The sequence below is a fragment of the Cylindrospermum stagnale PCC 7417 genome, assembly GCF_000317535.1.
GTDB classification, from domain to species: domain Bacteria; phylum Cyanobacteriota; class Cyanobacteriia; order Cyanobacteriales; family Nostocaceae; genus Cylindrospermum; species Cylindrospermum stagnale.
Map to the genome: position 1 here is coordinate 4,046,721 of NC_019757.1, position 15,802 is coordinate 4,062,522.

Genomic DNA, 15,802 nt, shown 5'->3' on the forward strand with positions numbered 1-15,802 from the left:
TTAACTACCTGGTTGCTGAGTTACCTGGGCTGTTTGTAAAGATTGAACCAATTGGCTCAGTCCACTTTGTAATTGCACCCCAGGATCAGCAGCAACCCAACCATCTTGTGTCAGGTGACGGACTTCAAAGTGCAGGTGGGGACCTGTGGAGTTTCCAGTGCTACCAACCCGCCCAATCACAGTTCCTGGTTCTACCTGCTGTCCGGGTTGCACAAAGATTTCTGACATGTGAGCGTAGAGTGTTTGTTGTGCCGAATTGTGGTTAATCACAACGGCTAAACCGTAACCACCCATCCAGTTAGCAGTTTCCACTTGACCCTTACCAGCTGCCAACACTGGTGTTCCTGTAGGCGCACCCAAGTCTGTACCAGCATGGAAACGGCGATCGCCTGTAATTGGATGAACGCGCCACCCAAACAAAGAAGTAATAGGAGATGGAACAGAAAGCGGAAACACCATTCCACCGCCACGGTAAGCCACTGCACCAGTATAAGGAATTTGCGGCAAGACTGATGCTAGGGAAAATTCGTAAGACACAGTGCTAGGACGGGGTGCAACGTTGCCGTCTGCCATTGGTGGGGGTAGTGTACCACCACTAGGGGCGATGGGAGAAGCACTCACGGTGGTGGTGGCGAATTCACCAGGGTTAGGAATAAACCGATTCGGGCGATAGGTGCTCTTGGTGACATTACCAGAATCAATCCGAGAAGCACGCCAGCCCCCATTGCTCAGGTTGCTGACATTGCTGACATTGTGGAAATTCCGAAGATTGCTAACATTGCTAACGTTGCTGACATTAGTTGCTAATTGCCGGACTGGTGATACTTTAACTAAGCTAGCGGTTTCACTTCTTTTAAGCCAACTGGGGGCTGATTTGCCCTCAGAATTAGCTACACGGTTCGTTTGAGGTGCTTTGGCGCAAGCTCCACCTGATACACTTTGCCCCGATGATAAAATAGTTCGACAACCGCTAGAGCGTTCTGTCAGTACCACAGAGTTGGGGGCTTGATAGTTAGCCGTGGTACCGCTGCTGTAATCGGTGGGGTCAATATAGGCGTTATTATAATCCTTGTTTTTCCCCGTCGTGGCTCTGACAGTGCTGTTGGAGTTATTTACTGGTTGGGCAATTTCTGGTGGCTTCTCAGGTGCGGTGCGAGCAGGAATTTTTAGTTTTGCCTGTCTCAGCCGAGGAGCAACCCGCGAAGTTTCTGCCTTGGGTCTGGAGAAGATCACAACAGGTGTAGACTCTTCAGGCTCAATTTTCGGTTTAAACTGCCTGACTGGCGCTGTTGACTGGGAAACATTTTCTCGGCTGAGTCTCTTTTTGAGTCTAGCTCGCCGTTCAGAAAAATCTGATTGTGGTCGATCTGATGAAGGCGCAGCAGTGTCTTTGATTACTGGAATCGTAACTGCTGTTGGCTGGGAATTTTCAATAGTCGGAACGATGTTGTCTATTGATGTATCCGTTTGGGCAAACACGAAGCCACCACTTAGGAGGCTAAAGCTGCTCAACCAACAGAGGCTCTGTGCTGGTAGCGTAGATGCAAAGCGTTTTGCCATTAAACCTTGCTGCCATGAGTAATACAGACTTTTATGGGCAGATTTATTGCGCTGCGTCATTAGTTCTCTCAATTGTGTGTAAATAAGCCTAAAGAGATGAGGCTAGTGGTTTGTCTTCCTAAAGAGCGAAATTTTGAACAAACCTAAAATAATTAAACAGAAGATTTGCGGTAACCCAGACTGATTGTACCGGGTTCGACAGAAATTTCTGGTGTTATTAGTTCATCTGTATCATAAGCTGCCATTCTTAACCGGAGATTACCCTGAGTTGTCACCCCAACTATAGTCCCTGAAAGATGATTGACATCAACTTGATCACCCATGTTTATCAGCAAATCGAGATAGCGAGACAAGAGGATGTTTATTCCTTCTTGGCAAAGGCACTCGATACCGGATTCTATTCCTAGTAAAACTGTGGAGGTTAGCATTTCCAGACAAGAGATTGGTCGAGAATGATCGGAACCTTGCCACGATTCCAGGTTGATTCCAGTGGATGGTACTGGGTTGGCCCAGTTAATGCCAACGCCAATCACTGCTTGGGTGATTTGTCCTTTGTTGACTTTGGTTTCAGTCAAAATGCCGCCGAGTTTGCGATCATTCAAGATTAAATCATTGGGCCATTTTATGCCTACGCTCACGCCGCACTTTTGTAATTGTGCCGCAATTCCCCAAGCACTGGCTAATGTTAGCTGGTAGCTGTTGGTTGCATCTAGTTTAGGAGCGATCGCCACCGAAAGGTATAGTCCCCCAGTAGGAGAAACCCACTGACGACCCCATTGCCCCCGTCCAGCAGTTTGTTGAGTGGCAATGACGACGCATCCTGATTCTGCGCCTTGGTTGAGCAGTTCCCAGAGGGTTTGGTTGGTTGAGCAGAGGCTATCAAAAATGTGTAGAGAAAATGGTAAATATGGAGACTCACGCGCTGCTTTCAGCGCATTTACCACAAGTTGCTGATCAAATCTCACACCAGTTCCCCCAAATCCCGTTGTTCAAGTTAGCATTAATTGGATTTTGATTTTCTGTTTAGGTTTGGTTGAAGATGCACACTTGGCACTGGCGCAATGACGAAGGGCTGCCCTACCTGACTTGTAGTCTCTTAGAACTTTGGCATCACGGCTTCTTTACCCAGCAGTTTTGGCCTCGATCACCACAAGAGTTGACAAAAGTGTTGCAACCAGAGGCTTTAGTCTATCGCTTACAACAGGTACATGGCAATACTGTTCTCACTCCCCAAGAAGTTGATAGTAAGTTAAATACAAGCGAAAATGAGCTGGCGTTGGCGGATGGGTTAATTAGCGAACAGCCTCTACAAGCTTTGTGGGTAGCTTCGGCTGATTGTACACCCGTGCTGATTGGGGATGTGAAAACTGGACAGGTGGCAGCTGTACACGCGGGATGGCGGGGTACAGCAGCCAAGATTGTCCCTCAAGCGATCGCACGGCTGCAAGCTCAAGGCAGCAAATTGGATGATTTACGCATCGCAATGGGGCCTGCCATTGCTGGTGAGGTTTACCAAGTTTCTGTAGAAGTGGCTGCGGAAATTGGTAGCACTATTACACCAGATGAAGACCCGCAAACGATTGTCGCTGCTTTGCATGATTTACCCAATTCACCAATGCTTGCAGATTCTCAACCGGGTAAGGTGCGGCTAGATGTGAGGCGGGTAAATGCTTTACAAATAGATATGCTGGGAATTAGTGCCGAACAAGTTGCGATCGCCCCTTATTGTACTTTCCAAACTCCAGAGCATTTCTTTTCTTACCGTCGGGAGCGAGAAAAAAAGGTGCAATGGTCAGGCATTGTCAGCATTGCCTAATTCAACGATTAGCCTTAGCATACAGATCCTGCACAAATTTGATCATCTTGGGGTGATTTTTTTGCCAGACAATTTGATCAGCACGAACGGCAGCCAAATGAGGTTCAATCGTCTCTGGTGTCAGCAGTACTCCAAAATCTGAAGGCACAGTTTCCAGCTGGTACTGAAACATTCTGTTCAAAATCAAATCGGCAATCCGATACTGAAAATGAGCACCATCTACGTAATTTTTCATTTCACCACTCAGAGGCTCTGTGTTGATTTGACTATACCCAGAGAAATCCCACGTGGGGATAATTTTGACAACCTCTCGCTGCCACTGTTGATATACTGACGACAAGCCAGCTATGTGCAAAGTTTGCAACTGCACAGCGTGTGTCGGTAAAAAAAAGACTTTGACAGGAATGTTTCGCTGACGACAGGTGTCAATAATTGTCCTCAAGTCTTTAAGTCGCTGATTCGATATCTGATAGTTTTTATATCGGTCTTCTTTTCGCAAATAGCTGGATATGACTGCTTGGAAGTTCTTGATAACTTGATTGAGTGATCGTAGGCAGTAAAATGCGATCGCACTCACACCTACCGCCCACCACCACTTAGGTTGAAACCACTGCATAACTTGCTGTGTATTTGGCAGCAACACAACCCAAAGCATTAGTCCCACAAGGACAATCAACTTGTCTTTACCTGGCATATAGGGGTAACTCTCCTGAAACTTGACCCCGAAAGCCGTCAGCCATTGCAGGCTAGTCTGATATCCTTCTGTTAATGCCAGTCCCTTCATTCCCGCCATTGTCCCCAGCAATTCCCCGGCATCATCAATACTTGGGGGATTGTCTCGCTATGGTGCAAAATCGGCCCAGCAATTAAGTGCGGAAAAAAAGTTAATCACCTGTTTCTGACAACTGCCAAAGTTGGATTTCATAACAAAGATGGCGGTCAAAAATTGTGCGTGCTGCTAACCCCTCAGCAATTGGCTTTTCTAACCAGCGTTTAAACAGCAAACTTCCGAGTCGGTGTATCGGTGGAACTGCGATCGCCACAATATCGGCAATATATTTAATTGTAGTCAGCCCAAAAGTCTGGAAAGTGTCAAGACACAAGTCAATCGTCGGTGCGATCGCTTTTGAGATATCCTCAGACTTAATTAACTTAAAACCAGCCTGCACCATTGCCACTTCAAGTTCTTTGGCCACATGACAATTAGAAAAAATACCATCTTTATATTCGGCATCAGAGCGCATCATATCCGCAAGCAGCAGATAGCCACCACTATTCAGCAGACGTGCTGCACCTTGAGCTATATCCTTAGCCGCAATATATTGGCTACTTTCGCTAAACAAAATTAGATCGTGGCATTTCTGGGAGCGAAAATCTTCAAATATCGTTAAGTGGAAAGGTGCTTTACCATTAGTATTCTGGATAAATCTCTCTTGCTGAAGCGGATCGGGTGCTAGTCCCTCAATGGTGAAACCGCGATCAAGTAAGTATGCCGCATTGCCACCGATTCCACAACCGACATCAAGAATAGTGTTTGTATCCCCCGGAATGAAACTCAACAGCTTGGCTGCATAAGCCTCCTGTGCCGCACGGAGGCGAGTTAGAGTCAATTCTTCTCCCGGACTCGGTAGCGGTTCCCAATACCCGTAATGGAGATAGGAGGAACCAGTCAGCCCCATATAGTAATCTATCGCTGCATTTTGGTAACGCGTCGGTTTGGGAATCTGGATTGATTTTGGCTTAGGCATTGAGTAATGATGGTGAGACTTGGTGAAATTCAGGATTAATATTAATCGGTTGTCAGCTACATTTACAAACTACACGATAAGCGTAAAGCTCAGACACTTTTATCTCGTTAAGAGTCACAGAGTGGAAATGCATTCATTGCAGCTTTGCCGCTGATACTGAAGGCAGCAGTCCTGGAGTAGGCATTCCCGGACAGAAGACTACGGTGTACACACAAGTTATCTGAAAAACCTCACCCTGTCCTGACGGACATCCCTCTCCTTGCCAAGGAGAGGGACGGGTTTTTATCTCGTTAAGAGTCACAGAGTGGGAATGCATTCATTGCGGTTCTGCCGCTGATACTGAAGGCAGCAGCCCTGGAGTAGGCATTCCCAGACAGAAGACTACGGTGTACACACAAGTTATCTGAAAAACCTCACCCTGTCCTGACGGACATCCCTCTCCTTGCGAAGGAGAGGGACAGGTTTTGCGTAGCATAACCAGGGTGAGGTTTTATTGACTTTGTTCACACAACCATAAATTGCATTGAGAGTGACTTGTGTATACACCGTAGGATAGCGGCTGGAAACGAGATTTTAAAAGGGTTTCGTTTGTTCTTGACTAAGGAACAGAATTGTTTACGTTTCTTAATGCCTCTTGACGTGTCAGGTATTGATTAGACACGCGCTCAAAGACCATTTCACCGTAAGTCTGACGTGTTTGGCTAGTGAAATAGTTACCTTTAAGTGTTTTTTTATCTGAACTTAAAACTAGATTTACTATACCTTTGTGGGTATTCATTCCCTGCGTGTTGAATGGATTAGGGTCATTACTGTATTCATATTTCAAACCAGGTTCAGGAGCAGATTCTGTACAAACAGCAGCCATGATTGATTTGGATTTAGATTTCTCTGTTTCTAGTTGGACACTAATTTTTGACCAAGTTTGACGAACATTGAGAATGACACCGGGAAACTCTGTACCACCCTGATAGGAAGATTTGATTACTCCTACCCAAGTACCTCGCAGGTTTGGTATCTCAGAGAAACCCAAAATTCCTATTTTCTGTCTCCAGAGAAATTCATCAAATAACTGATAAAACAAACCATAAAATCCCATCACTGAAGGTGCATCTACCCACCAGGGAACCTGTAAATTTAGAACTTTTAATACATAGTTAAGCAGTAGTGTTGCAGCTACAGCCGCAGCAGCGAGCCATAAGGGAATCAATTCTCTATCTTTGGCATCTGTAGCATAAGTGTGCATATATATTAATGCAGTATATTGCCGGATACAAAAATTATACCAAAGCTAATGGATTTCATCTATAGTAAATTACTAACTGCTCTGATATTTACCTGTCAGGTGTTCTTTGAGTCAGGATAATCAAAAATTTTACTGTTTAAGAATATGGATGCAAACGAATTTTTGAGCCGGTATGCAGGCGGAGAGCGAGATTTTTCTGGTGTTGACCTGAGAGGAGCCGACCTGTTGGGAGCCGACCTGTTGGGAGCCGACCTGTTGGGAGCCAACCTGAGTGGAGCCAACCTGAGTCAAGCTAACCTGAGTGAAGCCATCCTGTTTGGAGCCAAACTGAGTCAAGCCAACCTGAGTCAAGCCAACCTGAGTGGAGCCAACCTGAGTGGAGCCAACCTGAGTGAAGCCATCCTGTTTGGAGCCAAACTGAGTCAAGCCAACCTGAGTCAAGCCAACCTGAGTGGAGCCAACCTGAGTGGAGCCGACCTGAGTGGAGCCATCCTGTTTGGAGCCAACCTGAGTCAAGCCAACTTGAGTCAAGCCAACCTGAGAGGAGCCAACCTGAGAGGAGCCGACCTGAGTGGAGCCTACCCGAGTGGAGCCGACCTGAGAGGAGCCGACCTGAGTGGAGCCTACCTGAGTGAAGCCAAACTGAGTCAAGCCAAACTGAGTCAAGCCAACCTGAGTCAAGCCAACCTGAGTCAAGCCGACCTGAGTGGAGCCTATCTGACAGGAGCCTACTTGAGTGGAGCTGACCTGAGTGGAGCCGACCTGAGTGGAGCCAGACTGAGTAGAGCCGACCTGAGTAGAGCCGACCTGAGTGCAGCCGACCTGAGAGGAGCCTACCTGAGTGCAGCCGACCTGAGTGCAGCCTACCTGAGTGGAGCCTACCTGAGTGCAGCCTACCTGAGTGGAGCCTACCTGAATGCAGCCTACCTGAGTGGAGCCTACCTGAGTGGATTCGACCTAAGTGGCGTCAACCTGAGTGGCGTCAACCTGAGTGGATTCGACCTGAGTGGAGCCAACCTGAGTGGAGCCAACCTGAGTGGAGCCAACCTGAGTGGAGCCACACTACCGAAGTTTGAACGATTAAGAAAAGCAAACCTACGTAATACTAATTTGGCTCAAGCAGAAGGATTCGATCTAAATAATCTTCCAGTTGAAGACAATAATATTTCACCAAATCAGGAAACAGTAGAAAACCTGAATGAATTAGATAAGTTGTGGCAATTAATTCAAAGGATAATAAATGACGAAAGATTAGAATTTGATTTAACGGATGATAACTTAAGAAAAATTATAAAGATGGCTTTTTTGGCAACCTTCAAAAAAGAAGAATCTAGATATCCAAAATTTCAAATATATATACCTTTAAAACCAGATAAATCTGCTCAAAAAAATTTAATTGTCAAATTCAATGAACCTATTAAAATTAAGTTAGACCATATTTCTACTCTTTCTCGCATGGGTATTGGCATTCCGCAGAAAGTTGGCGCTCTTATTGTTGAAAAAGAGAATTCTGATATTCAGATTACTGGAATAGTTCAAATAAATAATCATGACGAACTATTTGGTGAACTGTTAGAAAGCAAGACAAATTTAGTCGGTATTTTTATAATTATTGAAAATCCAGGCAATATCCACATATTATTTAACCTGCCAAATGGTTCAAAAAGACAATTAGAATTGACTGGAGGAGAAGTTAAAATCAATGCTGATGCAGTTCAAAATCCTCTAGTAAATATATGTTTTTTTGAAATAGCAGCCAAAATTATTAAAAAACATGAAATAGGTAGTAATAATAAATCAGAAGAGTTTAATAAATTTTTTGAGATAGTTAAAATTATCCAAAGAGTCTGGCGTCGTATTCTTAAATTGGTAGTCAATCGCAATCGTGGAGGGCAGTTTGTTATAGTTTCATCAAATATACAACAAGGAGAAGATCCATATTTGGATATATCTTATTTCCATCAACCCAATCGAGACGAAAATTATAGGAACCCCGTTATAGATTTTTTTTACAAATATTATCAGTATCGTACCAGCTATGGAAGGGGACAAGATTCATTTAATAGAGGCTTATTTAACGATAATGATTTACTTGAAAGTTATCATAACCTAATCCAATACATAGACCTAATAGCTAATTTATCAACTATAGATGGCAATATTCTTTTTGATCAATATTTAAATTTAATTGGTTTTGGAGGGGAAGTGAAAGTTAAAGACGATATTGATTCAAAAAAGTTTAAGTATTTTGAATATAAAGTAAAAACAGATTTTAATACTCCTTTGATAAATCAAAATATACCTAACGATATAAATAAACTTTTGGGGCGACAAAAATTAATCGATCTTTTGTTAGAACCAAATTATTTAAAATCACTCGATAAAAACCCTAATGCAAACAGATGGGAATCGAAGGAATATGGTACAAGGCATCGTTCTGCTGCTAGACTCTGCACTGTATCTGAGTTAAATGCATTTGTTTTTGTTGTCTCACAAACCGGAGCAGTGAGGGAATTTATGCATCTGGCAGAAAACAAGGTTCTTGTTTTAGGGCCCTTAACACCTTTATAATGCAATCAGGGCTATTTCATTGTCAACAACCGCCTCAGAATGAATTCTGAGTATTAGGCGAATAGAATTCGCTGCTACACAAGCAAAGTCCACCTCCGTGGACTAATGCAAAATGAAGGATTTTTTAACCCACGGAGGTGGGTTTTGTCTGTATAGCCGCGTTCGCGAAGCGTGCTGGACGCTCTATTCTATTCACCAGGGCTTCTTCAATTCTAAGCAGGTTATGTTTAGAATGAAAATGCTTCTTTTAACAACTCACGATGCATTAATGCCCTATCTACTAAAGATTGTATTTGCTCAGGTGATAATGGCTCACCATTGGCGTAATGTTCCATCCAAGCCATACTAATTAAATTCGCGTCATCTGGTAAATTCGCTAAATCCCATCCTGGCATTGCTAAATCTTCCATCAACCGATTTACTTTAGGATCATAACTGAGGGCAAAACAGCGACAACCTTCAGCAGCAGCCATAATTAAACTGTGTAGACGCATGCCGATCGCCATTTCTACACCCCGAAACACACCTTTTAAAAGCTGTGGATCTTCCAAACACAGTATCTTGCTGACTTCTGGGAGTTGCGGCTGGATAGCTTCAGCAATAGTTAAATCTTCACTTTTTTGAAACGGTAGTAGTAAAATAAAAGTCTGCGTGGCTTTTTGGAAATCCACTAAGGCGCGAGTTAAGTTTGCTAAACGGGTTGGGGTGAGTTGGGGATGCGATCGCAATATTACAGCAACTCTCGGCGCCGGCAAATCCCACAATCCCGGTACTGGCTTCGATTCTAGCGCCCAAACCGGGTCAGGTGCCAGCAAAAAAGGAATTCCCCAATCAGCTAATAAAGCAGCACTGGCGCGATCGCGTACACTAACCTTAGTACAACCGCCAAAAGTCTGCTTTGCTAAAATGCGAGTAGGCGATCGCAATAAAGGCCCAATTCCCTGCCCCCAAGCCACAGTCTTCAAACCCATTCTCTGCGCCAAAGCCATCAACCCCCCATAATAAAAAGGGCTAATAGTGCTAGTCACATCTTGAATTAAACTCCCACCACCCCAAATAAATGCATCACAAGCACGCAACGCTTGCAGCACAGGTAAAAAAGCCATGCGGTTATAGCTTTCCACACCATAGCACCGTTGCGTTTCCTCAGGATTCCCCGAAAGCACCACAGGCGTTACGTGAGGTGGTAGCATTTGCAAAAGCGTCGCCAATAAAGCCTCGTCACCCCCATTACCCTTGCCATAATACCCAGACAATAACGCCCGCATCTTCCTCATTTTGAATTTTGAATTTTGAATTATTATGCACGCCCTTTCAATCCCCACCTGGATTATTCATATTTCTAGCGTCATTGAGTGGATAGCCGCCATTTGGTTAATCTGGACTTATGGTGAACTCACCGGCAACCGCAGTTGGTGGGCATTGTCCCTAGCCATGTTACCAGCTTTAATCAGCGCCATGTGTGCCTGTACTTGGCATTATTTCGACAACGCCGAATCACTAGAATGGATGGTCACGCTGCAAGCTACCATGACCTTAGTTGGTAATTTTACCCTTTGGGCAGCAGCCGTGTGGATTTGGCGTTCCACCAAGTCTGCTAAAGACACAATTACCGCCCAACCTATCAAATCAAAGCCATGATCTCAAAAGAAACCCTATTTGCCCTTTCCTTATTTCCCTATTTGGGTTTCTTGTGGTTCATTAGCCGCAGTCCGCAAATGCCGCGTTTAGCACTATATGGATTTTACGGCACTTTGGTATTTGTCGCCGTCACCATTCCGGCAGGGATTTATGCCCTAGTCCATTATGGAAATTCTCTAGCAAATGTCGATTGGTTACATGGCAGTGCAGAAGTATTTTTAACCCTGTCTAACATCTTGATTGTGGTGGGTTTTCGCCAAGCTGTGCAGCAACTAAAAACCAAAAATTAGCATTTTCAATTCAAAGCCTCTCTCCGTTGCGGAGAGAGGAATGGAAGCGAGGTCAAAATCTTAACTAGGACGAAAAAATAAATGCACGCAGTAGTAATAGGGTTGACTATAAAGGTTAACCCATGAAAATCTTAACTAGGACGCACAATTAAATGGACGTAATACCAGCAATTGATTTACTCGAAGGTCGTTGTGTGCGACTGTATCAGGGAGACTATGAAAAATCGCAAGTATTCAGCGAGAACCCAGTAGATATTGCTAAAGTATGGGTAGATCAAGGTGCGACCAGACTGCACATAGTTGATTTAGATGGGGCAAAAGCCGGTAAGATAGTTAATATTGGCGCAATTGAAGCGATCGCTAAATCTGTATCAGTTCCCATTGAAGTCGGCGGCGGATTGCGCGATCGCTCCAGCATACAACAATTATTTGATCTTGGCATCCAATGGGGCATACTCGGCACCATCGCCGTAGAACAACCCCAGCTAGTGCAAGAACTCTGCCAAGAATTCCCCGGAAAGATTATTATCGGCATAGATGCCCGTAACGGACTAGTCGCAACTCGTGGTTGGTTAGAAACCTCAGAAGTTTTAGCCACCCAACTAGCAGTGCAAATGCAAGAATTAGGCGCAGCCGCCATCATTTACACCGACATCAACCGTGATGGTACCCTCTCAGGCCCCAACCTAGACGCTTTGCGAGAACTCGCCGGCGCAATAACCATTCCTGTAATCGCTTCTGGTGGCGTCAGTTCTGTTACCGATTTATTGAGTCTATTAGCATTAGAACCCCAAGGAGTCACAGGTGTAATTGTCGGTAAAGCCCTGTACACTGGAGATATTGCCCTCAGCGAAGCATTGCGAGCTATCGGCCCAGGGCGCATTCAAGATATTCCCCCCAATCTAGATTTTTCCGCTTTCGCTTAGAAACTTGTAATTTAAAAAATATCCAACCTGTAGGGTGCGTTATGATTCTGGCTAATGCACCTTTTCTTAACGTTTCAATCCCTAATAGGGATTTTGATGAATTGCAACATCGCGGATGTTTGGAGTTTGGCGGCTTGGTTGTTTCAATCCCTAATAGGGATTTTGATGAATTGCAACAGCACTACTGCCTACGCCAATGTTTCAATTGGTAGTTTCAATCCCTAATAGGGATTTTGATGAATTGCAACCTGGAAATAATCTCAATTTTGCAGCAGCTTCTGGGTTTCAATCCCTAATAGGGATTTTGGTGAATTGCAACTGGTATGATTTAATAGCTGAAGTGGCGGAGCGGTGTTTCAATCCCTAATAGGGATTTTGGTGAATTGCAACTCACCACTTACATAGATAGATGTTTTTAAAGTGTTTCAATCCCTAATAGGGATTTTGGTGAATTGCAACTTATCAGCACTGCACTGTCTTGGTTATTCATCAGGTTTCAATCCCTAATAGGGATTTTGGTGAATTGCAACGCTACTCGCAGCTTCACAATGGACTCTTTAAGATTTTCGTTTCAATCCCTAATAGGGATTTTGGTGAATTGCAACTATTCGCCAGTAGCGCAGGTAGGAACAGAGCAAGGTAGTTTCAATCCCTAATAGGGATTTTGGTGAATTGCAACGTGGTAATGTGCAGGTTGTTGCAGCTACTCCAGGTTTCAATCCCTAATAGGGATTTTGGTGAATTGCAACTTGCTCAATTCATCTGGCAAGGTTAATAAGTTTGGTTTCAATCCCTAATAGGGATTTTGGTGAATTGCAACTTCGCCTCCAGCGTCCACCATCATTCATCTTTGAAGTTTCAATCCCTAATAGGGATTTTGGTGAATTGCAACTACCAGAAGTGCAAGCGATTTGGCGGGAGCGGCTTGTTTCAATCCCTAATAGGGATTTTGGTGAATTGCAACTGGGCAACCAATAAGCTTAAAAATACTGTCTCAAGTTTCAATCCCTAATAGGGATTTTGGTGAATTGCAACTTAACTGTTGATTTTTGCGCTAATTAAGAGAAGCTGTTTCAATCCCTAATAGGGATTTTGGTGAATTGCAACTTTGTCGTTCTAAATCTGTTAGATTTAGTAAATTTAGTTTCAATCCCTAATAGGGATTTTGGTGAATTGCAACCTATAATTCTTACGCAGTAAGGTTTACACAGTAAGTTTCAATCCCTAATAGGGATTTTGGTGAATTGCAACTACAAGACGTAGGCTACGGCTTACTGCAAGGTAGTGTTTCAATCCCTAATAGGGATTTTGGTGAATTGCAACGAAATTTTTACGCTACACCCGACACACCACAGGAGTTTCAATCCCTAATAGGGATTTTGGTGAATTGCAACTCGTCTATTAGTGCAATAAAATATCCCTTAATAGGGTTTCAATCCCTAATAGGGATTTTGGTGAATTGCAACGCCAAGTACAGTAATTATCTTTGCGGCGTTCTCGTTTCAATCCCTAATAGGGATTTTGGTGAATTGCAACTGCTATTACCAAAGTGGAAGATTCTACTGTTGTTGGTTTCAATCCCTAATAGGGATTTTGGTGAATTGCAACGCTTTATATGTCTACTTCCCTAGAAACTTTGCGTTTCAATCCCTAATAGGGATTTTGGTGAATTGCAACGGTGTATATGAGAAGCGCCACATCTGGGTGGATGCGTTTCAATCCCTAATAGGGATTTTGGTGAATTGCAACCTGTGCGAAAAAGAAGTATGTATATTGTGCCCAGTTTCAATCCCTAATAGGGATTTTGGTGAATTGCAACTTAAAAAATCCTATGCTGAGAATAATATCAGTTTAGTTTCAATCCCTAATAGGGATTTTGGTGAATTGCAACCTTTTTCCTCTGAGTTTAGCCGTGCATATACAAGGTTGTTTCAATCCCTAATAGGGATTTTGGTGAATTGCAACTGAAAATCCAGAGAAGCTGAAGGCGGCTTACTCCGTTTCAATCCCTAATAGGGATTTTGGTGAATTGCAACTGCGGGGGTCTGGAACCCAAGCTATATGTAGTTTTCAAGGTGCGGTTGCGCGGATCGATCATAAATATACCATTTCAGCGATCGTTTGAAAAGAGGAGGGAAAATAAAAAACGCTAAAACCTATATACAGCAAGCATTTCCAGGTTTGCGCGGATCGAAATTTGGTAAAAAGCCTGGAAACCCTTGCGGGAATTGGGATAGAGGCACTTTTTTTCGCACTCGATTTTGTACACCTACCCATCCGCGCAAATAACGCTCAAAAACCAAGCTAGAAGAGGATTCGGAAAAAAGTTACTAATAGTTTCTAGGTATACTCCACCCAATATACCCAAATTTTACCGAAAAACGAGCTAGAGCGACTTTAGTGCCATTGCCGATACATAAAATATTTAAGCCTTATTCATTGACAAAAAGCCATAAATATAGTACGAGGTTTTGTTCATTGAAAGTCTTATAGATTGTGCGTTAGGGAACGCACCCTACGGAGAAAGTTGTGTAAAGAGACGCATCAAAAAAGCGTGAAAAGAGGGTAAATTTTTACGGTGCGTAAGTCCTACTGTATTCGTAGGGGTACAGCACTACTCATTGGTGTCTACTTAAGCTCAAACCGTTGTCCCACAAACGTTTCACCCCACCCCTCAATCCCCTCCCCTCAAGAGGGGAGGGGAGGTTTTGCGTCAGCAAAACCGGGGTGGGGTTCTTTGGGATTGGTTGGTAATTGGATAAGTTTGATATAACGCCATTACAAGGGTTTCATCTTAAGTTGACACGTATGAGCAGTGCTGTACCCCCCAACGCTCATAGCTCAAAACGACAAAATCTAACAATCAGCTTATTTATTCTTCACCTGACTCTTTGCTTGTTCCAAAGCTATTTCTTTAATAGCCTGATAGGAATTGACATTAGAAGTTCCCTCAATTGCTTTAACAGCCAAATCCTGAACTTGCTTAAGTGCAGATTCCAATTGTTTCGAGAGGTTGACAAGCCGCGTTTCCTGATTAGTAATCGTCAGTTCTAAAGATTGCAATCTCTGCTCATAAAAACGCTTTTGCCCTTCTACTTCCTTACCATACAAATCTGATTTTGTCTTCGCTTGGTAGTGAGCAATGCCTTTACCTTCTTCCGTGGCTTTTTTAATAGCTGCTTCTTTCTCTTTCGGAAAAGCCTCTACCTTAGCTTTAGACTCTTCAAATTCCTTTTCTCTCTCAGCAATAGTCTTCTCCCGTTCAGCCCACAATTTATCTGTTTCTTGTTGGATTTCTTCCAGTTGTTTATATAATCCTTTTTGCTCTTGTTCGTATTCATCACCCGCTAATTTTCGCTGGAGTTCTAAATCATATTTATATTCTGCTGTATCCCGTTGCCGAGTTTTGTTAAGCGCTTCATTCCGTTCTTTAATCGTTCGTTGATGTTCTTGTTGTTCTTTTTCCCAAGTATTTTTTTGCTCTAATATTTCTTGAGATAATACTTCATAGCGCTGGCTATACTCTTCCTGATAAGCTTTATCATTATCTTCATAAGATTGAATCAGAGTATCTAAGGTATCTTCAGCAATCTCCAAATTATGCAATTGCACTAATTGCTGAACTTCAGTTTCTACAGCTTGCCTAATTTCTTCTAATTTGGAAGCTTTTGTAGTTAGCTGTTCCGATAATTCATTAGCTGCACTACCAAAGCCTAACTGGATTTTTGCCAAGCTTTCAATAGTGTTATTCATCTTTTGCTGAACTGTAGAAGACTGAGTCATAACTGTTTTTTGTTCTACTTTCGGCTGTTCCTTTGTGGTTACAGGTTGTTTATCTTTTAGTGCTTGATCAAGTTGGGATTTGAGATCCGCTTTTTCTTTGGCTAACTCTTCATAAGCTTGAAGAATTTCTACCTTGGTGCTTTTATCAGTTGGTTTTTTAACTGCCATCACAAACCTCTATTTTGAAAAGTCTAAAATCAAAACCTTTGAATTATCCCCTATCC

General features: G+C 43.2%; 13 protein-coding genes and 1 CRISPR repeat array. Of the genes, 5 read left to right on the forward strand and 8 right to left on the reverse strand.

Going from position 1 to position 15,802, the window contains the following annotated elements; all coding sequences use genetic code 11:
- Both CYLST_RS16865 and CYLST_RS16870 read right to left on the reverse strand, forming a co-directional pair.
- Entirely contained in the window at positions 1–1,620 is a 1,620-nt protein-coding gene (locus CYLST_RS16865) for a M23 family metallopeptidase (protein WP_015208934.1), read from the reverse strand.
- Between the two features lie 92 nt (positions 1,621–1,712).
- Positions 1,713–2,525 carry a biotin--[acetyl-CoA-carboxylase] ligase gene (locus CYLST_RS16870; RefSeq protein ID WP_015208935.1) on the reverse strand — a complete coding sequence of 271 codons (813 nt, stop codon included), beginning with the start codon at positions 2,523–2,525 and terminating at the stop codon, positions 1,713–1,715.
- Between the two features lie 74 nt (positions 2,526–2,599).
- Between CYLST_RS16870 and pgeF the strand changes: the two genes are divergently transcribed.
- Positions 2,600–3,376 carry a peptidoglycan editing factor PgeF gene (gene pgeF, locus CYLST_RS16875; RefSeq protein WP_015208936.1) on the forward strand — a complete coding sequence of 259 codons (777 nt, stop codon included), beginning with the start codon at positions 2,600–2,602 and terminating at the stop codon, positions 3,374–3,376.
- A 1-nt stretch (position 3,377) separates the two neighbouring features.
- On the opposite strand, the gene CYLST_RS32350 is transcribed toward pgeF, so the two are convergent.
- The 4 genes from CYLST_RS32350 to CYLST_RS16890 all read right to left on the reverse strand — a co-directional run bounded on the left by CYLST_RS32350 (position 3,378) and on the right by CYLST_RS16890 (position 6,367).
- Positions 3,378–4,169 carry a hypothetical protein gene (locus tag CYLST_RS32350; RefSeq protein ID WP_051056126.1) on the reverse strand — a complete coding sequence of 264 codons (792 nt, stop codon included), beginning with the start codon at positions 4,167–4,169 and terminating at the stop codon, positions 3,378–3,380.
- A 91-nt stretch (positions 4,170–4,260) separates the two neighbouring features.
- The gene (locus CYLST_RS16885) at positions 4,261–5,124 is read right to left on the reverse strand and encodes a methyltransferase domain-containing protein (protein ID WP_015208937.1); all 864 of its coding nucleotides are present in this window, start codon (positions 5,122–5,124) and stop codon (positions 4,261–4,263) included.
- A 133-nt stretch (positions 5,125–5,257) separates the two neighbouring features.
- The gene (locus CYLST_RS34615; RefSeq protein ID WP_157162601.1) at positions 5,258–5,440 is read right to left on the reverse strand and encodes a hypothetical protein; all 183 of its coding nucleotides are present in this window, start codon (positions 5,438–5,440) and stop codon (positions 5,258–5,260) included.
- Positions 5,441–5,722: 282 nt separating this feature from the next.
- Positions 5,723–6,367, reverse strand: a complete 645-nt coding sequence (locus CYLST_RS16890; protein WP_015208938.1) for a Cap15 family cyclic dinucleotide receptor domain-containing protein — start codon at positions 6,365–6,367, stop codon at positions 5,723–5,725.
- A 144-nt stretch (positions 6,368–6,511) separates the two neighbouring features.
- Between CYLST_RS16890 and CYLST_RS32765 the strand changes: the two genes are divergently transcribed.
- The gene (locus CYLST_RS32765) at positions 6,512–8,938 is read left to right on the forward strand and encodes a pentapeptide repeat-containing protein (RefSeq protein ID WP_015208939.1); all 2,427 of its coding nucleotides are present in this window, start codon (positions 6,512–6,514) and stop codon (positions 8,936–8,938) included.
- 227 nt (positions 8,939–9,165) lie between these two features.
- Here the strand turns inward: CYLST_RS32765 and csaB are convergent, their stop codons facing one another.
- On the reverse strand, positions 9,166–10,206 hold the full coding sequence (gene csaB, locus CYLST_RS16900; protein WP_015208940.1) for a polysaccharide pyruvyl transferase CsaB: 1,041 nt from the start codon (positions 10,204–10,206) through the stop codon (positions 9,166–9,168).
- 34 nt (positions 10,207–10,240) lie between these two features.
- On the opposite strand from csaB, the gene CYLST_RS16905 reads away from it, so the two are divergent.
- From CYLST_RS16905 to hisA, 3 genes are all read left to right on the forward strand, one after another.
- Entirely contained in the window at positions 10,241–10,579 is a 339-nt protein-coding gene (locus tag CYLST_RS16905; RefSeq protein WP_015208941.1) for a DUF2499 domain-containing protein, read from the forward strand.
- A complete protein-coding gene (locus CYLST_RS16910) occupies positions 10,576–10,869 on the forward strand; it encodes a DUF3593 domain-containing protein (protein WP_015208942.1) in 294 nt (97 codons plus the stop codon). The genes CYLST_RS16905 and CYLST_RS16910 overlap by 4 nt, the downstream gene beginning before the upstream one ends.
- A 152-nt stretch (positions 10,870–11,021) precedes the next feature.
- Entirely contained in the window at positions 11,022–11,795 is a 774-nt protein-coding gene (hisA, locus tag CYLST_RS16915; protein WP_015208943.1) for a 1-(5-phosphoribosyl)-5-[(5-phosphoribosylamino)methylideneamino]imidazole-4-carboxamide isomerase, read from the forward strand.
- A 71-nt stretch (positions 11,796–11,866) separates the two neighbouring features.
- Positions 11,867–13,831: direct repeats of the CRISPR family, unit length 37 nt; unit sequence GTTTCAATCCCTAATAGGGATTTTGATGAATTGCAAC.
- Between the two features lie 832 nt (positions 13,832–14,663).
- Here the strand turns inward: hisA and CYLST_RS16920 are convergent.
- Positions 14,664–15,746, reverse strand: a complete 1,083-nt coding sequence (locus CYLST_RS16920; RefSeq protein ID WP_015208944.1) for a hypothetical protein — start codon at positions 15,744–15,746, stop codon at positions 14,664–14,666.
- Between the last annotated feature and the right edge of the window lie 56 nt (positions 15,747–15,802).

Excerpts from the sequence above, each read along its gene's own strand:
- hisA (WP_015208943.1), top strand. The coding sequence starts at position 11,022 with ATGGACGTAATACCAGCAATTGATTTACTCGAAGGTCGTTGTGTGCGA.
- CYLST_RS16910 (WP_015208942.1), top strand. The coding sequence starts at position 10,576 with ATGATCTCAAAAGAAACCCTATTTGCCCTTTCCTTATTTCCCTATTTG.
- pgeF (WP_015208936.1), top strand. The coding sequence starts at position 2,600 with ATGCACACTTGGCACTGGCGCAATGACGAAGGGCTGCCCTACCTGACT.
- CYLST_RS16865 (WP_015208934.1), bottom strand. The coding sequence starts at position 1,620 with ATGACGCAGCGCAATAAATCTGCCCATAAAAGTCTGTATTACTCATGG.
- CYLST_RS34615 (WP_157162601.1), bottom strand. The coding sequence starts at position 5,440 with ATGCATTCCCACTCTGTGACTCTTAACGAGATAAAAACCCGTCCCTCT.
- CYLST_RS32350 (WP_051056126.1), bottom strand. The coding sequence starts at position 4,169 with ATGGCGGGAATGAAGGGACTGGCATTAACAGAAGGATATCAGACTAGC.
- CYLST_RS16905 (WP_015208941.1), top strand. The coding sequence starts at position 10,241 with ATGCACGCCCTTTCAATCCCCACCTGGATTATTCATATTTCTAGCGTC.
- CYLST_RS16885 (WP_015208937.1), bottom strand. The coding sequence starts at position 5,124 with ATGCCTAAGCCAAAATCAATCCAGATTCCCAAACCGACGCGTTACCAA.
- CYLST_RS16920 (WP_015208944.1), bottom strand. The coding sequence starts at position 15,746 with ATGGCAGTTAAAAAACCAACTGATAAAAGCACCAAGGTAGAAATTCTT.
- CYLST_RS16890 (WP_015208938.1), bottom strand. The coding sequence starts at position 6,367 with ATGCACACTTATGCTACAGATGCCAAAGATAGAGAATTGATTCCCTTA.
- CYLST_RS32765 (WP_015208939.1), top strand. The coding sequence starts at position 6,512 with ATGGATGCAAACGAATTTTTGAGCCGGTATGCAGGCGGAGAGCGAGAT.
- csaB (WP_015208940.1), bottom strand. The coding sequence starts at position 10,206 with ATGCGGGCGTTATTGTCTGGGTATTATGGCAAGGGTAATGGGGGTGAC.